Source organism: Leptospira kmetyi serovar Malaysia str. Bejo-Iso9 (assembly GCF_000243735.2).
GTDB lineage: Bacteria > Spirochaetota > Leptospiria > Leptospirales > Leptospiraceae > Leptospira > Leptospira kmetyi.
On the sequence record NZ_AHMP02000003.1, the window covers coordinates 338,360 to 355,333 of the forward strand.

The following is a 16,974-nucleotide window of genomic DNA, read 5'->3' on the forward strand; positions in this document are numbered from 1 at the left end:
TTTATAAAAAGAATCATGGAACCGATCCCAATTACAGAAGAACGTTATCAGCTCCTTTTTGATCTCTCCCGAGACGGTCTGGCGATTCATTCCGAAGGAAAAATTCTAAGAGCGAATGACGCGCTCGTTCAAATGCTCGGGTACGACTCGGTCGACGAGGTGCTTGGAAAATCCGTTCTTCAATTTGTACATCATAGATCGCAAAACGTAGTAAAACAAAGAATCCAAAAAATGAACCAAGAAGGCGTTGCTGTCGGAGTTCTCGAGGAGGAATTCGTTCGCAAAGACGGTTCCACCTTGTTCGTCGAAGTAGTCGCCACGGCGTTCTTTGAAAACGAACGCCAGTATGTTCAAGTGATCGTAAGGGACATCAATACGCGAAGAAGAGCCGAGTTGGAATTGGAAAGACTCCGTTCCAAACTCAAAACCACAAGGGATCGATTGATCGGCGTGATCGAAGGAACCAAGGATGCGATCTGCGCGGTGGACATCAACTTCCGAGTGATCGCGTTCAATTCTTCCTTCGAGCTGAACTTCTGGAAACTCTACGGTAAAAAAATCGAAGAGGGAAATCTTTTACCCGAACTCATTTTGGATCCGCTCGAACGAAGTGTGGTCATCGAAAATTGGAGCCGCGCTCTCCGAGGTGAGGTCTACACGACGGAAAGAACGATGCGCGGTTTCGTTCAGGACGTGGCTATATTAGAAATCAGTTATAGTTCCATAAAGGATTCTTCCCACAATCTGATCGGCGCGACGCAGATCATCCGCGACATCACCGAAAGAAAACGCGGTGAGGAAAAGCTCAAAAAAACCCTGGAAGAAAAGGAAGTGATGTTGAAGGAGATTCATCACAGAGTGAAGAATAATCTTCAAGTGGTCGCGAGTCTTTTGGGTTTACAGGCGGAACATTCCGAAAACGAAAAGATCTCCCAGATCTTAAAGGAATGCGAACGTAGAATCCAATCCATGGCCCTCATTCATAAGGAACTCTATCAATCCGAGAATATTACAAAAATCGATTTTTATGATTATCTAAACACTCTTCTCGTAAGTCTTCTTCATTCTTTCGGAAAAGAGAAGAAGGTTGAATTTCGAATTTCCTCAAAACCGAATTTTGTTTCGATCGAAACCGCGATTCCATTGGGATTGATCGTAAACGAACTCGTCACCAATTCCTTAAAATACGCGTTCCCGGACGAGAACTCGGGGCTTATTTCCGTCAAACTCCGATCGGATATGAACGAATCCGTTTTGGAAGTGGAAGATAACGGAATCGGAATGCCCGAAAAATTCGATCTCGCAAAATCGGAATCCTTGGGTTTACGCCTTGTGGAAATTCTTTCCAAACAGTTGAGAGGAAAGTCTTCTCTTCTTCCCGGCAACGAAGATAAGGGAACGAAGTTTCAGGTTCGATTTAAGATCTAAAAACACTTGTCCTAAGACGTTCCGATTCGGACCCTGCTGGTATCTCCTATGAATTTAATATCCGTCGACAAGATCTCGAAAGAGATCGGCGCCAAAGTTTTACTCGATCAAATCAGTTTCGGAATCAACGAGGGAGAAAAAATCGGAATCCTCGGAATCAACGGTTCCGGTAAAACGACCCTTTTAAAAATGCTCGCGGGTTTGGACGTTCCCGATAGCGGGCAGATTTTGAAGAACAAAATTCTTCAGACCTCCGTTTTATCGCAGTCGCCTTCTTTTGATCCGGATCATTCCATCTTGGAACATATCTTTTCGAGTCCGAGTCCGCTCTTAAAAACGGTTCGTTCTTACGAAGCGGTTTGCGAACGTCTGGAATCCGGCGACTCGGACGTAGAGGAAGAATACAATCGTTTGATGCAGGAGATGGATCGTCTCGATGCTTGGGAGCTCGAGTCTTGGTTCCGATCGCTCTTGAAGGAATTGGCGATCCCCGATCTTTCCTTGAAGATGGGTTCTCTTTCGGGGGGAATGCTCAAGAAAGTCGCATTAGCACAAACGTTAATCGAAGAATCCAATCTGATCATTCTCGACGAACCGACCAACCATTTGGACGTGGACGCGATTCTGTGGCTTCAGGATTATCTGATCGAAACGAAAAAGGCGGTCCTTCTCGTAACCCACGATCGTTATTTTTTGGAAGAGGTCTGCGATCGGATCATAGAACTGGAGAATGGAAATTTATTTTCCTTTCCGGGGAACTTCGGATTTTATCTCGAAAAAAAAGCCGAAGCCGAAATCGTCCGCGAAAAAACCGAACAAAAGGAAAAACAGTTTCTCAAAAAGGAATTGGAATGGCTCCGAAGACAACCCAAAGCCCGTGGAACAAAACAAAAAGGAAGAACGGACCGCGCGCTCGAGGTTTTAAACCGGAAAAAAACCGGAAAGGAAATCGTTTTGGATTTTTCGGTTTCGGGAAGAAGGCTCGGCAAAAAGATTCTCGAGTTGAAAAACCTCAACAAATCATATCAAAAAACTCTAATATCTAATTTTTCTTATACGTTTAAAAACGGGGAACGGATCGGAGTCGTGGGTCCGAACGGGGCCGGAAAATCCACGCTTCTCAATCTGATCGCGGGACGGGAAAAACCCGATTCGGGCGACGTAAGCGTAGGGATGAACACGAACTTCGGTTACTTCGATCAGATTTCCAAGGAACTCTCCGGAGATACGCGAGTGATCGAATACATCAAAAAAGAATGCGGAGTTTCCGTAAAGATGAGCGACGATCGCGTTTTGAGCGCGGCGGATATGCTCGAACTTTTTCTCTTCGACGGAAGATTGCAGGCGGGATATATCAAAAATCTTTCGGGCGGAGAACGAAGAAGGTTGTATCTCGTTTCGATTCTTATGACTAATCCGAACTTTTTGATTTTGGACGAACCTACGAACGACTTGGACATCAAAACCTTGTCGGTTTTGGAGGAATTTCTCGCCGAATTCGGCGGTTGTATTCTCGCGGTTTCCCACGATCGTTACTTTATGGACCGGACCGTGGATTATCTTTTTGTCTTCGAAGGGAACGGGGTGGTCGAAAAATTTCCGGGAAACTATTCCGAATATTTGGAATATAAGAATTATCTAAACAAGCAGAAAGATAAAAAAGAACCCGAAACGAGAGTCAAGGAGAACGATTCTTCCAAAACCAAAAAAGGTCTGAATTTCAATCAGAAAAAGGAACTCGAAACCTTGGAAGCGGAAATCGCGGAACTCGAAGGGGAGGAAAAGAAACTCACCGAAATTCTCCAATCGGGCGCGGGAAAACCCGAAGAACTCGTTTCTTCCGGGAACAGACTTACCGAGATTCACTCCATTCTTCCCTTAAAGATGGAACGTTGGGAAGAACTTCAAAATCTACTTTAAGAAAGTTGAATGTGATTAAGGGGAACAGGTTCCGTCGTGTTCCTTAACTCCGATCGTATATCCGAACGATCCGACCGGAACGGGAGCAGGGGCCGAGTTTGTCGTTCTTGCGGTTCCGAAAAAGTCGTTTTGATACAGAGTGATAAACCCGCCGTAATTCGGATCCACCCCGCCGTAGACGGTATCACATTTAGAACCCGCGCCGATCAGATAATACGTAAGAGGACTTGTAGGCGGTAAGAACCCCGGATTGTGACTGAAATTTTGAGTGTTGGCTCCAGTCACGAGGTTCGTAAGACAAAGTACGTTGTTCCGTAAAGGTCCGGGGTTTCCCGCACAAAGACTAAAACCGAATAACGGGGTTTGCGCCAAGGTCGAACAGTTGAATAAGTTATTTCCTTTGACTTCCGCGCTCGCGCCCGGTGCGACCCCGTAATTGATACAGATTCTGCTCGGAGCGGTCGAGTTTGTAAAGATCTGATTGTTCGCGATTTTGGTTTCCACCGCGGTTCCGAGAGAATAAATTCCGATCGATTCCGAAGTTCCGACTCCGCCAAAAACCGTATTGTGGATCAGATGTAAGTTCGTGGAAGTTACGTTTTGAAATCTAAGTCCCGATGTGCTCGCCGCCGTAACCGCAGGGGTTCCCAATTGTTGAAAAGAATTGACCACGTTGTTCGATACGATCAGAGGTTGTGCGGCCGTTAAATTTCGTACGAGAAGCGCTGTTGAAAAATCTGCTGCCGTAGATCCTACATGAGAATTTCCGTTCAGCCAATTGGAATAAATCACACCCCAGCTTCCGTTGTTGTAGATTCCCGCGGAGATACTGTTTCCGCTTCCGCCGACGATATAATTATAAGACACGTTTAAGTTCGGAGTTACGTTATACGTCGCGATTCCCGATCGAATCGTGGTCGCCGTATACGCACTGGACGAATCCGTTCCTTGGATCACGTTTCCGGCGATGATCAACTGGGACGCGCCCGTAGCCAATCCGTTTAAGAAAATGCCGGTCGCCCACGGGTTGTTCGGATTCGATTTGATCGTGAATAAATTCACCACAAGATTGCTCGTCATCGTCGTAAACGGAGGTCCCGCAAAGATCGGGGCGCATGTAACACCTTCGGAAGCGCCGCAGTTTCCGGGAGGGGATATGTCTTCGATGATCGTGGTATGAGTCGTTCCGTTTCTTTGAGTAAACGTCGAGTCGAAACCGCCCATAAGATTGACCCCGTCCTTGAGATCGATCCTTTGAGTCGCGTTATCCGAAATCGAGAAGATTCCTTCCGAAACCAAAACGAAACAAGGAACCGCGGAACACTGAGCGACCGCATAACGGATCGAGGAACAAGCGGTCGCGACCGTATCACAAAGACCGGCTCCGGCTCCTCCAGGACTTGCATACTTCACTTCGTTTGCGACCGTATAGGTGAACGTCAAAGGGGTTCCGTTGTTATACGCTTTTCCGGAACCGGGATCTATACACCCCGTTAGGCGGAGATATTGATTTACTCCCGTTGTCCAAGTTCCTCCCGAAGTGATTCGTATCGTATTGGAAGTCGGATAACTAAAATTGGAGCCGGGATGGGTGGATTTTAGATTTCCAGCGGGCGTATTGACCGGATCCAAAACACAACCCGATACGTTTTTGGAGAATGTAAGATCGACATTGTCCGAAGGTTTGAGAACCGTTTGACTCGGAGGACTCGAGTTCGTAACGCTCAAACAGTTTATTAAGACCGTATTCGGTCCCGTCATCGTACCGGTCGCGTTAGCCGGAATCTCGAACTGACAAATGTGATTCTGAGGACTTGCCACGATTTGAATCGTATAACTCGATTGATCCGGAATTGGAGCGGCGAACGTATTGGTTCCGTCCGCGCTGAGATTCAATAAATCCACATTCCCGCTTCGGATCTGCAAGGTCCCGCTGACCGATGAGGAAATTCCGTAGACTTGAACGGAAAGGGGATAAGACCTTGTGGCACAAACAACTTCCACGTATTCAAAAAAAGGAGAAAGAATTCCGTTCGCGTTGGTGATCACGCAATCGATCGCCGGAGTGACCGTCGGTTGGGTTTTGACGCTCACGCTATAAGAAGAATACTTCGGCTTGAATTCAGGAAAATTGAAATCCCCGTTGGAACTCAGAGAAAGAGTTTCGTTGTCTTGGTTTGCAAGGACCAGGGTTCCACCGGTCAAACCGGAAAGTCTTACTTTGAGAGGAATCGGGGTTTGTGCGATGGAAGCAAAATTGGCAAAGGTAAATGTGTCTAAGAAAGAGGTCCCGGACGGCTTTGGAAAACAGTTTTGAAGCAAAAGGAAGCTTAGGAAGAATAGAAGGGTATGTACGGTCCTCGATTGTCGGTTTGGTTCTTCCACGGAAAAAATATCCTTTTCTATAAATAACAACACGTATCTATAGAAAAATTTTCATCCCAAATTCAAATGAATTTGGAAAAAAATTGCCGGAACCAGTTCCTCCGTTTCTGGAATCGATCGTCCCGGTTTTGAAATACGGGACGAATTTGCGGTCCGATTCCGAGACCGTCGTTTTCGAAGAGGACGGGCCGACAAATGCCGCATCTGACACATTTAAAAGGTAAAGCAATGCCACAATTCCCAAGGAAACGTTAAACGAATTGTAATGCGAAACCGCGTTTGAATAGTCCGACTGGACCTGCAGGTAGTTGTAAGTCGCAAACGGAATAAAAGTCGGATTATCGAGTAGAAGAAGACTCGAATTCAGATTCTTACTTTGATCTAAGGCCGCCAAACTCGCGTTATACTCCGAATACTGTTGCGCCGAATAGGCGATTGCTCCCGCGATCAAGATCGGAAAAATCCAAGTTCTATACGTTTTGTCCTGATTGGATTGTCCCCAACCCGGAAGAACGGCCGATTGCAACGCAGGACCCCAGTTGATTCCGGGCGTTGCGACCCGATTCTCCCGTTCGTTCTGCTTTACGATTTCCGCAAGTTCTTGTTCGGAATCGGCCAAGACCAAAAAACCTTTTTTCGCGGTCTTTTTGTTTCGAGGATTTTCCAGGGAAAGAGTATAACTCCCGTTTTTCAGATTCAAACCTTCGATTTTGATCTTGATTTCCTTCGAGTTGATATATTCGAATTCGGGTTTGATCGTTTCTCCGGAGGGTAAAAGAAGACTAACGTTCATCGCCTCGGTAAAGTTCTCTCCCTTTACGACGAGCGAGGGCCCGAGTTTTTCCTTTAACAATTTCATGTTGGATTCCGGATCGACCACGGGAGCGCGGGAAAGAATCACCTCGAAGGAAATCCATTCCGAAAAAACGGAAACCCTTCCGAACTTATTCAAAACGCCGATTCTGTGTTCGTAAATCCCGGGGGGAAGATTGACCTCGAAGCGCGTTGACTTCGTTTTTTCCCTCGTGATCCTTCCGCTGGAATCCTTGATTTCGACCATATAGGATCCCGCTTCGGGTACGGGTTTCCATTCCAAATATTGATTTTCCTCTTCCGCAAAAACCGAAAGGGAAACGATCAACAAAAGAACGAAGTATAAAAGAATCTTATTCCACATAAATTTCCTTCGGCGAAAGTATTTCCGGAGGTCGGATCGTCTTACTCAACTTAATTTCAAAATTTCTGGAAACGGGAATCGTGAACTTCTGAATTCCCGCCTTGTCCTTGTATTTCGCGGAGATTCTCCACTGAAATTTACCTTCTTCTAATATTCCAAAATCCTTAAACGAATAGGAATCGCCCTTGAGTTCGCGTTTCCAAATCGTTTTATTTCCTTTTGCACGAACCTCGAAAATTTCCAACGTGATCGATTCCGTGTTTCCCTCGGTTTCCCATCGGAAGTCTATACTTTCCCGATTGGTGATGTCTATACTTTCCTCGGTGGCCGGACTGTTCTGGCTTAGGAAAGGAGCGCTGTCCGAGGTTTTAAAGTTCTGGGTTTTACTGGTCAATAAATTCTCCCCATTGGATCCGAGCAGCGAAACCTTCCAATAGTATTCTCCCACGGAAGGAAGAGAGATCGTTCCGGAGGACGCACGGAAATTCTCGCGAATCACGTTCTCGCTGAACTCGGAATTTTTGGAGACTTCCAATTTATATACTCCCGAAGGTTCGGGTCTTTGCCAACGAAACGTAAGTTTTTGATTGGCCGGATGTCCGAGTTCCTGCTGATTTGCGGGAAACAGAAGATCCAAATTCTCCTGAGATTGAACCGTAAATTTTCTGGCGGACGAAGAGATCGGCTCTCCTTCTTTCGGGTTCGCTTTGACCCTCCAGTAGTAAACGCCCGCGTTGGCGATCGGGGAGGAAGTCGCGGAAGAAGAATTCGTTTTTTTGGAGAATAGAATATTCTTAAAGTCGGAATCGTTTGCGATTTCAAGATTGTATTCCGCTAAGTCGGCGGAGCCGGTCCAAACAAATAGATTTCCTTCTTTGGAAATTTTGCGTAAGGATACCTCTTCCTGATCGGAAGGTTTTTTCAATACGGGAGGTTCGGGTTTTTCCAGCTTTCTTACGTTAAACGAAATCGTTTCCGATACGGACGTTTTCAAGTCGTTCATCAAAGGTTTCGGAGTGACCCTTGCGTAATACGTTCCTTCCTTCGTTTTATCCCAGCGATACAAGGTTCCTTGGATTTCCTGACTGACGACCGTTTCCTTAAAGGTTTTATCCTTTGCGAGTTCGAACGTGTAATTCTTCGTAAAATCCGAAGGTGTCCATTGGAAGACGACGTTCGGAGGATTGGATGTGAACTTGAACTCCTCGGATTTGGATGGAGCGAAGAGAGAAGGTTTCAATTCTCCTAATATAATTAAGGAGCGGGTTTCGCTGTATTCCGGAGTTCCACTTCCCGGATTGACCGCGGTGACTCTCCAAAAGTAAGTTCCCTTTTCCAGGGATTTGTTCAGCGAAATGGAATTCGATTTTGTTCGGATCACGTTTTTGGAAAAACTAGGATGATTCGAAATTTCCAACGTATAATCTTTTACCGATTCGACCTTGTTCCAGCCGAAAGAAACCGGATAAGAACCGCCCGATGTTTGAAAAAATTTTCTTTCCTGCGGAGAATTGAGAGAGATGGATAAGGATCGAATTTCGGATTTTCCGTTTTTGAGTTCGATGGCTTGGTTGTTCGCCACGTTCGATTCTTGGTTTCCCGATTTTACCTTTGCGTTTCCTTTGGAAACTTCGAGGTTCAGGGCCTGGTCTTCGGATTTGGAAAGTTTTAGATCGCCTTTGTTGACTTCGACGGTCGTCTCACCGCTTTTGATCTTCATCTCGGTTCCACTGTCCTTGTTCGCGGAAACGGAACCGTATGCGAAATCGATGGAAAGATTCTTATCCGAAAAGTCGAGAAAGATCATACTCTTTTGATCGAGTTTGATTTCGGTCCCGTCGTTCAAAACGAGAATGGCTTCCGCCCCGTCGTCGGTGCGGACCGTGTCTCGGTTTCGAACCTTCATTTCGGTTTCGATTTCCTCCCAGACCACCTCGGAGTCGAATTTTCTCTGAGCTTTACGGTTTTTGAATATGATTTTTCCGATTTCGGGATTGTTTCCCTTTTTGTGACCGGAAGTTATATGAAGGTACAGTAATACACTGAAGAGGACTATCAGCCCCGTCAAAAAAGATACTACGTATTTTCCTTCAGTCAAGTATCTCATACTTAACTTCTTCCCCCGGTTCCGAATCCTTCGCCTTATCCTTCTTAGGCGGTTCCCATACGATTCCGATTCTCGCTCTGAGTTCCTCGATATTTTTGGGGCAGTTCGGATCGTCCTTTCTTCCCAAAACCGCATAGATGACCTGCGGTTCTTCCTTTCCTTTTACCTTGATGGATTGCATCTTCTCCACGTTGAAGATGCCGGGAACGTGATCCAAAAGATCCTGAGTGATGAGAATGTCCGTTCCGAAAGGTTTATTGAGGGCCTCGACTCTGGAAGCGAGGTTTACCGCGTCTCCGATTACCGTGTATTCCAATCTTTGTTCGGAACCGATTTGTCCCGCGATGACCGGGCCATAGTTCAGACCACAACCGATTTTGATGATCGGTTTTTTATCTCCGCCTCTGCCTTGGTTGAATCGAATCAAAGCTTCTCTCATCATAAGAGCTCCGTTGACCGAATTGACCGCGTCTTGGTCCGAAGTTTTTGCGGCTCCCCAAGTCGCCATGATCGCGTCCCCGATAAACTTATCCACGATTCCGTGTGTTTCGTTTACGCAATGGACCATTTCGGTCATGTACTCGTTTAAGAATTCGACGACTTCTTCCGGTTGTAATTTTTCGGAAATCGCCGTAAAACTGCGGATATCGGAAAAGAAAATCGCGCACATCTTTCTTTCCCCGCCGAGGGTAAGTTCCTGTTTCAGAACCATTTCCGCGATTTCCTTGTTTACGAATCTTCCGAGGGCGTCCTTAACCTTTTCCCTTTCTTCCAAACCCTTACCCATGTCCACGAAGTAGTCGGTGAGAAGTCCGACCTCGTCCCTTGTCGTGGAGCTGATTCCGATTTTGAAGTTTCCTCTCGCGATTTCGGTCGTCGCCTGAAGAAGATTTAACAACGGTTTGGTGATCGTTTTTGCGAAAAAGAATACGATGATGAGCGCCAAACAAAGCGCGATTCCCATGATGAGAAGATTGGTTCTTTGAATTCTATAAACCGCTTCGAAGGCCTTGTCTTCGGGAACGATGGAGATGACCGCGCCGCCGCCGAAGCCGAGTTTTTGATACGAACCGAACCAGGATTTACCTTCCTTGTCCTTATACTCGGTTTGTTTCGTGTTTTCCGAACTGTTGATCATGGACTCGACGATCGGAAGATTCATAAAGTTCGTATTGGATTGAAGCAGTTTCGCGTCGGAATGCGCGATCAGATCGCCTTCTCCGTTTACTAAAAAGACTTCGGATATATCTTGTTTTTGGAATGCGTTTAAGAATTTTTCCAAACGAAGAATCAAAACCAAAACCTTCGGATTGGAACTGGAAGAGGGAACCGCGATCGCAAAGATCGGTTCTTTGAACTCCGCGCTTAGATTCTCCATTCTCCCGCCGGTAAGAACCGATTTTTGAATCAGTCCCGGTCTTCCCGCGATGAGATCCGAAACTTCTTTTTGCGAAACCTTCACCTCGCTTAAATACGGTTCGTTGAAGAATTCGTTGATCGCGGTCGGCGCGTTTCCTTCGATCTGATAAAGCCCCGCGTAGATAAAGTCCGGATCGTTTTGAAAGAAAATATCCGCGAAGGAAATTCCTTCCTTTCCTTGAGCCAACGCCCCGACGATTTGTTTTCCGTTTCCGAGAATTTCGTTGATATCGGTTTTGATTTTTAAACCGAGAATATTCACTAAACTTAAATTGTTTTGAAGAACCCGAACCTCGGAATCGCCTCGAAACGCGGAAGAAGCGAAGAAGATGATCGTGGAAACCGTCAAGGTCATCAAAAGGGAAATCACCGCCATCAACTTGATTTGCAACGGCAGTTTCGTTTTTACGGAAGCGGAAGAACCGTTTTCTACTTTTTGCGGTTCGGCTTTGGGCGTGGAAGATTCTTTCGCGGGCGAAGTTGTATTCGATTTTTCTAATGTTTTATTTCCGTTGGAAGAATCGGAAACGGCCGGAGTTGCGTTCTGCGACGGAACTGTATCGGAAACCGTCGAAGACGCAGAAGTTTCGTTTGTAGTTGCGGGAGAATTCTCCGTGGGTGGAGCAGAAGCGGGGGCAGTCGCCGCGGCCGGAGCGGCAACGTTTTGAACTTCGGCGTTGTTCGTTCCGTTTTCATGGGAAGAATCGGGGATTTTTACCGAAATTTCCTTCGGTCTTTGCGCCTCGTCCATATGATCGATTTCGATCGCATGAATCGGAGAGGATTGAAAACCGGGTTTGGAAATTTTTCTTTCCTCTTCGGAATAAGGAACCGCTTTGATTTTGGTCAGATTTTCCACGCCGGGTTCGTATTGGATTTTGTATTTGAGCGCGGACGGACGTCGGCCTTCCCGAGCGAGATGGGAAGAAACCGAAAATTCTCCCGGAGGAATTTCATGAAACGCGTGACCGTCTTTGTGTCTGGAAAGAAATTTCCTAAAAACGGCTTGGTCCGCTTCCGGGTAAGAATATCCGAAACGGGAAATTCGATCCTGAAGATCGGAGTCCGTGATCGACGGATCGCTTGCGAGTAAAAGTTTGGAAAGAAAAAGAGGGAATCTGGATTCGCAATCGGGCGCGATCAAAAAAAGAAGGTTTCCTCTTTTTAAGAATTTTCGGATTTTTAAATACGTTCCGTACACCGAATCGTTCGTTTCGGGTCCGGGTGGGATGAGAATGGAAAGTACGGTCGCCGAAGGATCGATGGAGTCTAACGTTTCCGCATCGATCGAATGATCGCTTGACACGACGCAGACGGTGCCTATTTCTTTTTTGGCGATTTCTTCCGAGAGAATGGAATGGTCGGTTCTCGAATTCGAATGCGCGCCCGAAATAAAAATCAGAGCGCCCGAGGTTCCGAATGGAAGATAACGATGATTGATTTCTAACATGTATGAAGACTCTCTTATCCAGAAAAAAATAATTCCACTGGGAGGAATATTCTATTTTAATCTTAGATTTTCCTCTTATATAATATAATCGCTCAATTCCGCGTTTTTGTTTGTTTTTCGCAAGAAATCGCTTTCTGCTATTCTCTAGTTTCGGAAAATGGAGTTGAATTCTTAAAATAGAGGAAAACGGACATGGCAACTGCATTATTTAAGACAAATTATGGAAATTTTTCGGTCTTTCTGGACGAAGAAAGAGCTCCGATCACTGCGGGCAATTTTATCAAATTAGCGAAGGACGGATTTTACAACGGTCTTACATTTCACCGTGTTATCAAAAATTTTATGATCCAAGGAGGTTGTCCGACGGGGAACGGAACGGGCGGGCCCGGATACAAGATCCAAGACGAGTTTCACAAGGATCTTAAGAATGAGAAATTCACCCTTTCTATGGCAAACGCGGGACCGAACACGGGTGGATCTCAATTTTTTATCAACGTAAGAGACAATTTCTATTTGGACAACCGCCACGCCGTGTTTGGAAAGGTTACCGAAGGATCGGATATCGTGGAAAAAATTTCCGAAACCGAAACCGGTTTCCAAGACAAACCAACGAAAGCAGTCGTGATCGAGTCTATCACATTTTCTGAATAAACGATCTACCATAAAAACGATATAAAACCGCTCGAAACAAAAAGTAGGGCGGTTTGCCGCTCCACTTTTATAAATAAGTAATTTCCAAACCTCGATTTTCCAATCTTACCGAACCATCCAAGAAAAAACGAATCCGATTTGAATGTATTCTTCGAGAGATTGTTTTCTTTTGGGTTTCACCTTTTCATTTTGAACGGGGGCAAGCCTTTTTCTTTCAAAATCGTTTTCTAATCACTTCGTACTAATGCGTATGCTTTAGAGGATTCTAATTTCGAAAAAAAGAATATTCTGAAATGCGTAAAAAAGAAGGAAAACCAAAAACCAGGATTGACATTTTTATCGAAATCTCTACTTTTTAACGTCAATAAGAACGGGTCTTAGGAAATTCGATAGAATTTTCTAAATCGTTCGGTGGATCGAGGGTTCGAACTTTGAACACGCATTGGATTCTTTTTAAGACCCGGAAAAATTCAGGAGTCATTTCCGTTGACTGAATCCGATTTTCAGATTTTGTCCCATTTGAAAACGCCCATCGGTGTTTTGGACAATGATTTACGTATTATAATATGCAATTCTTCTTTTGCAAATCGATGTTCTTGCTCCAATCCGGAAGATTTAAAAAGCCAAGACCTTTCTCAAGTCCTTCCGTTTCAAAATGTTTCCCTTTGGGAAGAATTCAAAAATTCTAAATTAGAAAAAACGATTTATTTTAAGGAACATTTTAAAAACCGATTTGCGGAGGAACTCGATCTCAAAGGCGCCTTAACGCGGCAAAGATCCGGCGAAGACGAAGTTTTGTTTTTGGAAATTTGGGATTCTTCTTCGGAAGAAACGGGGAAGATCCAAGAAAAGGAAATCGCGACGATCGTTTCCAGAATGTATCACGATCTTCAGGAACCGATTCGTAATCATACCACCTTTTTAAAATTCGTTTCCGAAAAATATTCGGACGCGCTCGACGGCAAGGGAAAAGAATTTCTACAACTCAGTTTGGATGGTGCGGGTCGTCTTTGGAATCGGATCAACGGTTTGCTTTTGTTCTTAAGAATCGAAAAGGAAAGAAACGTTTTTAAAACTCTTTCCCTTCGAGAAGTTTTGGAAGAATCGATTCTTCCCTTTCGCGAAAGTCTCGACGACGCAGGTATGAAGATCGGTTTTACGGGAGAATTTCCCGAACTTGTGGGAAACCTTCCTCTTTTAAAAGAACTTTTCGGAAATCTAATCTCGAATTCGATTCAATTTAAAAACGAGGACGGAAACCGCGTTCTTTCTTTTTCGTACGAGCGCGAATCGGATCGTCACGTCGTCCGCGTTCGAGACAACGGAATCGGTATCGATCGAATGGAAAAAAGTTATTTCATAGATCTATTCAAAAAGTATCATATTGCGGAGGAATTTTCCGGACCCGGAACCGGTTTGTTTTTTTGTAAAAGGATAGCGGAACTTCACGGAGGCGGTTTGGAAATCCGCACCGATATCGGCTCGGGGTTCGAAGCGATCGTACGCTTTCCGTTGGAATTTAAGTTAGAACAATTATAAATAGAGAAGAGAGTTTCCCCTTTATGTTTAAAGATTCTTTTTCAGTCCTTTTGATCGAAGACTCGAACGCGGATTACAGATTGATCCAGGAATATCTGGGCGAGTCGCAGAGCCCTTCGTTTCGAATCAGCCGAAGCGAGGATTTTACCGCGGGTCTCAGTAGAATTACGCACGAAAATCCGGACCTCGTCCTTTTGGATCTTTCGCTTCCGGATCGGGCCGGTCTCGAAGCGTTATCCGAAATCAAGAAAAAATTTCCGCAAATTCCGGTCATCATCTGCAGTGGAGCCGAGGACAAGGAAATTACGGTGAACGCGCTTCAGATCGGTGCGCAGGATTACGTTTATAAGGGAAAGTTCGATTCTTATTCCTTGAGCCGTTCTTTGATCTTTGCGTATGAACGAAATCGTCTCGCTTTGGAACTCGAAAAGAAAAACGTATTCGAACAGGAAAGCGAAGAAAGATACCGTTTGTTTTTTCAATACAATCCGCATCCTGCGTTTTTATTCGAACACGATACGTTTGAAATTTTGGAAGTGAATCAGGCCGTCCTTGAAAAATACGGTTACGAAGAAAAGGATTTGATCGGCAAAAACATTCTCAAGATTTTCGAGCCGGTCGATTTTGATATGGTTCGAAAGGAAATTCTTACCTTTAAATTCGGAGTCAATCGGGCTTCCTCCGTCGTTCACAAAAAAAAGAACGGGGAAGAATTGATCGCCGATACGACCGTTTATAAATTTCGTTATCGAAACCAGATTCTGGATTTAGCGGTGGTTACGGACGTTACCGAAATGGTCCGCAACCGCGAATCGATTCTCGCTTCTTTGGCCGAAAAGGACACTCTGATTCAGGAAATTCATCACAGGGTCAAGAACAACATGCAGATCATGGTTTCCCTTTTGAATCTGCAAGCGGACAATGCTATGTCAAGGGAACTCACCGCAAAAGAACTTTACGGTCTGCTAAAGGATACGGAGAGCCGCGTATTCTCCATGTCTTTGGTCCACAACGAATTGTATAAGTCCAGAGATCTTTCTCACGTGGACTTCGACAGTTATTTGAACATGCTTCTTCAAAATCTTTGGAATCTTTACGGTGTCGATCCTAAGATCCGTCAAACGATCGAAGCGAAGGGTTTGATTCTCAGCATGAACATCGCGATTTCTTTGGGATTGATCGTATGCGAACTCGTGACCAACGCGATCAAACACGCGTTTTCGGACGGAATTCAAGGAACGTTAAAGGTAATCGCGCGTTCCGAAAACGGAATCGTTACGGTAGTGATCGAAGACAACGGAAAAGGAATTCCAGAAGAATTTTTAAATGCGGATCACGAAACGCTCGGGTTACAGCTCGTTACGATTTTAACCAAACAGATCCAAGGGAAGTTGAAGTTGGAAACCTTAAGTCCGGGAACCAGATTTCAAATCCAATTCCCGGAAAAGGAGCTTTCTTAGATTTTTTTTCCGCAACCCTTCATCGAAGGATCGTACGGATTTTGAACCTTATCGCCGGACGCGATCCATTTCTTTTTTACCATGGGACAGTAAAAAACGTGGAACCCGGTGGATTCATCTTTTTGAATATACTCTTTGAGGCTTTCCGAAAGTTCTCCGTAGGCATCGAGTTTCGTTTTTTCGTCGGTCGACGCCTTGAGTTTTTCGGCCGCTTTCAACGCGGGAGTCAGCGATTTATCCCTTGCCACTTCCTGTTGTAAAACCGCGATCAATTTATCCGTGTTCACTTCCTTTCCGTGTAAAAAGGAATGATGGATCTGATCCAGTTCCGCGAGGACCGTCGGTCTTGTGGGAAGAATCGACTTCGCTTCGGCGGTACCGAACGCGACAAGAGCTATCAATGAGAATATTATAATTTTCTGTTTCATTTTTTTTATTCCTTCCTGGATTACGCGACTTTTTTCAGTTCCGCGATACATTCTTTACAGCTGTCCGCGCAATTCTTGCAGATTTCGTGATGGGATTCGTGAACTCTACATTCTTTCTCGCAGGTTTCGCAAGCCTTGATGCAAACCGCGGCGATTTCCTTTGTAAGCGGAGAATTGGAAGCGCCCAAACTTACGAACGCCTTACAAAGAGCCAGAGTGTCCTTTACGGTTTTTAAACAATCGGCGAGCATCGTATCTCCGGTGGAAAGATTCTCCTCACAATGAGAAAGACAGATTTCCGCGTTTAAGATACATTTGGAAGCCGCTTCGAGTGTTTTACGATCCACTTTTTTCGGAGCCGCGCCCGATGCGGGTTTTTCCGATTTCTTGGAGGACTCGTGGTGTTTGTGTCCGGATTCTTTTGCCAAAAGGGAACCGGCGGATGCAAACGCGAGCAGTGCGGCGGATTGAGAGATTAATTCTTTTCTAGTCAACATACAATATTCCTTAATTCTAAAATTCAAAAAACGAGTTTAAAGGGTAAAACAAAAAAGGGAAGGATGGATCAGATCAGAAGTCGAACCGATGCGATCGATTGAAACGTGAATTTTTGAGAGCTCGGGTTCGGACTTCGACCATACAAATCTTTGCGATCGGTATGAATTCCGAATCCGAAATCGAAGGGGTTCTGCAGAACGGACAAAACCAAAAAATAATTTCTATCCAACTCGGGAGTTTTCGGATGAACGGATTCCGGAGAAACGAGTATGTCGCAGGAAGAACAGGTTGGAACGGGATCGTTCGACTTTTCGGTTTGATGACAAGGAGGAAGATCGTTAGCCGAGATTTGTTCGGAAAATCCGAAGGCCGGACATTGATTTCCGGAAAGCATTACGGTAAAACAAAGGAGGGCAACCACCAAACCGGTCATGCCAAAAAGAGCGGCCAGACGTTTCGTTTTTTTGCTCATCCTGCCCCTTAGACTTTGGGAATCAAAGGATCAGGCAAGA

General features: G+C 45.1%; 11 protein-coding genes and 2 pseudogenes. 5 read left to right on the top strand and 8 right to left on the bottom strand.

Going from position 1 to position 16,974, the window contains the following annotated elements; translation table 11 throughout:
• The first annotated feature begins 15 nt into the window (after positions 1–15).
• Positions 16–1,428, top strand: coding sequence for a sensor histidine kinase (locus LEP1GSC052_RS03980; protein ID WP_010574533.1), 1,413 nt, complete (start codon positions 16–18; stop codon positions 1,426–1,428).
• Between the two features lie 48 nt (positions 1,429–1,476).
• On the top strand, positions 1,477–3,348 hold the full coding sequence (locus tag LEP1GSC052_RS03985) for an ABC-F family ATP-binding cassette domain-containing protein (protein WP_020986550.1): 1,872 nt from the start codon (positions 1,477–1,479) through the stop codon (positions 3,346–3,348).
• Positions 3,349–3,363: 15 nt separating this feature from the next.
• Here LEP1GSC052_RS03985 and LEP1GSC052_RS03990 read toward each other — a convergent pair whose 3' ends face one another.
• From LEP1GSC052_RS03990 to LEP1GSC052_RS21770, 5 genes and pseudogenes are all read right to left on the bottom strand, one after another.
• Complete coding sequence (locus LEP1GSC052_RS03990; RefSeq protein WP_156892101.1) at positions 3,364–5,733, bottom strand: peptidoglycan recognition protein family protein; 2,370 nt, start codon at positions 5,731–5,733, stop codon at positions 3,364–3,366.
• Between the two features lie 37 nt (positions 5,734–5,770).
• Entirely contained in the window at positions 5,771–6,910 is a 1,140-nt protein-coding gene (locus LEP1GSC052_RS03995; protein WP_010574535.1) for an LIC11435 family protein, read from the bottom strand.
• Positions 6,900–9,017: a FecR domain-containing protein gene (locus tag LEP1GSC052_RS04000; protein ID WP_010574536.1), complete on the bottom strand. Its 2,118-nt coding sequence runs from the start codon at positions 9,015–9,017 to the stop codon at positions 6,900–6,902. Before LEP1GSC052_RS04000 ends, LEP1GSC052_RS03995 begins: the two co-directional genes overlap by 11 nt.
• Positions 9,001–10,851 (bottom strand): annotated as a pseudogene (locus LEP1GSC052_RS21765) (adenylate/guanylate cyclase domain-containing protein); the annotation flags it as partial. The gene LEP1GSC052_RS04000 and the pseudogene LEP1GSC052_RS21765, both read right to left, overlap by 17 nt.
• A 299-nt stretch (positions 10,852–11,150) precedes the next feature.
• Positions 11,151–11,886 (bottom strand): annotated as a pseudogene (locus LEP1GSC052_RS21770) (adenylate/guanylate cyclase domain-containing protein); the annotation flags it as partial.
• A 192-nt stretch (positions 11,887–12,078) separates the two neighbouring features.
• On the opposite strand from LEP1GSC052_RS21770, the gene LEP1GSC052_RS04010 reads away from it, so the two are divergent.
• The 3 genes from LEP1GSC052_RS04010 to LEP1GSC052_RS04020 all read left to right on the top strand — a co-directional run bounded on the left by LEP1GSC052_RS04010 (position 12,079) and on the right by LEP1GSC052_RS04020 (position 15,536).
• Positions 12,079–12,537, top strand: a complete 459-nt coding sequence (locus tag LEP1GSC052_RS04010; protein ID WP_020985603.1) for a peptidylprolyl isomerase — start codon at positions 12,079–12,081, stop codon at positions 12,535–12,537.
• A gap of 486 nt (positions 12,538–13,023) precedes the next feature.
• A complete protein-coding gene (locus LEP1GSC052_RS04015) occupies positions 13,024–14,076 on the top strand; it encodes a sensor histidine kinase (RefSeq protein WP_010574538.1) in 1,053 nt (350 codons plus the stop codon).
• A 23-nt stretch (positions 14,077–14,099) separates the two neighbouring features.
• Complete coding sequence (locus LEP1GSC052_RS04020) at positions 14,100–15,536, top strand: sensor histidine kinase (RefSeq protein ID WP_020985771.1); 1,437 nt, start codon at positions 14,100–14,102, stop codon at positions 15,534–15,536.
• On the opposite strand, the gene LEP1GSC052_RS04025 is transcribed toward LEP1GSC052_RS04020, so the two are convergent.
• The 3 genes from LEP1GSC052_RS04025 to LEP1GSC052_RS04035 form a co-directional block, all read right to left on the bottom strand.
• Complete coding sequence (locus LEP1GSC052_RS04025) at positions 15,533–15,964, bottom strand: LIC13259 family plasminogen/vitronectin/complement-binding protein (RefSeq protein WP_020985536.1); 432 nt, start codon at positions 15,962–15,964, stop codon at positions 15,533–15,535. The genes LEP1GSC052_RS04020 and LEP1GSC052_RS04025 overlap by 4 nt on opposite strands.
• A 20-nt stretch (positions 15,965–15,984) precedes the next feature.
• A complete protein-coding gene (locus LEP1GSC052_RS04030; RefSeq protein ID WP_010574540.1) occupies positions 15,985–16,461 on the bottom strand; it encodes a four-helix bundle copper-binding protein in 477 nt (158 codons plus the stop codon).
• Positions 16,462–16,529: 68 nt separating this feature from the next.
• The gene (locus LEP1GSC052_RS04035) at positions 16,530–16,934 is read right to left on the bottom strand and encodes a hypothetical protein (RefSeq protein ID WP_010574541.1); all 405 of its coding nucleotides are present in this window, start codon (positions 16,932–16,934) and stop codon (positions 16,530–16,532) included.
• Positions 16,935–16,974 lie beyond the last annotated feature (40 nt).

Coding starts and splice junctions, on each gene's coding strand:
- LEP1GSC052_RS03980 (WP_010574533.1), top strand. CDS start 16: ATGGAACCGATCCCAATTACAGAAGAACGTTATCAGCTCCTTTTTGAT.
- LEP1GSC052_RS03985 (WP_020986550.1), top strand. CDS start 1,477: ATGAATTTAATATCCGTCGACAAGATCTCGAAAGAGATCGGCGCCAAA.
- LEP1GSC052_RS03995 (WP_010574535.1), bottom strand. CDS start 6,910: ATGTGGAATAAGATTCTTTTATACTTCGTTCTTTTGTTGATCGTTTCC.
- LEP1GSC052_RS04000 (WP_010574536.1), bottom strand. CDS start 9,017: ATGAGATACTTGACTGAAGGAAAATACGTAGTATCTTTTTTGACGGGG.
- LEP1GSC052_RS04010 (WP_020985603.1), top strand. CDS start 12,079: ATGGCAACTGCATTATTTAAGACAAATTATGGAAATTTTTCGGTCTTT.
- LEP1GSC052_RS04020 (WP_020985771.1), top strand. CDS start 14,100: ATGTTTAAAGATTCTTTTTCAGTCCTTTTGATCGAAGACTCGAACGCG.
- LEP1GSC052_RS04025 (WP_020985536.1), bottom strand. CDS start 15,964: ATGAAACAGAAAATTATAATATTCTCATTGATAGCTCTTGTCGCGTTC.
- LEP1GSC052_RS04030 (WP_010574540.1), bottom strand. CDS start 16,461: ATGTTGACTAGAAAAGAATTAATCTCTCAATCCGCCGCACTGCTCGCG.
- LEP1GSC052_RS04035 (WP_010574541.1), bottom strand. CDS start 16,934: ATGAGCAAAAAAACGAAACGTCTGGCCGCTCTTTTTGGCATGACCGGT.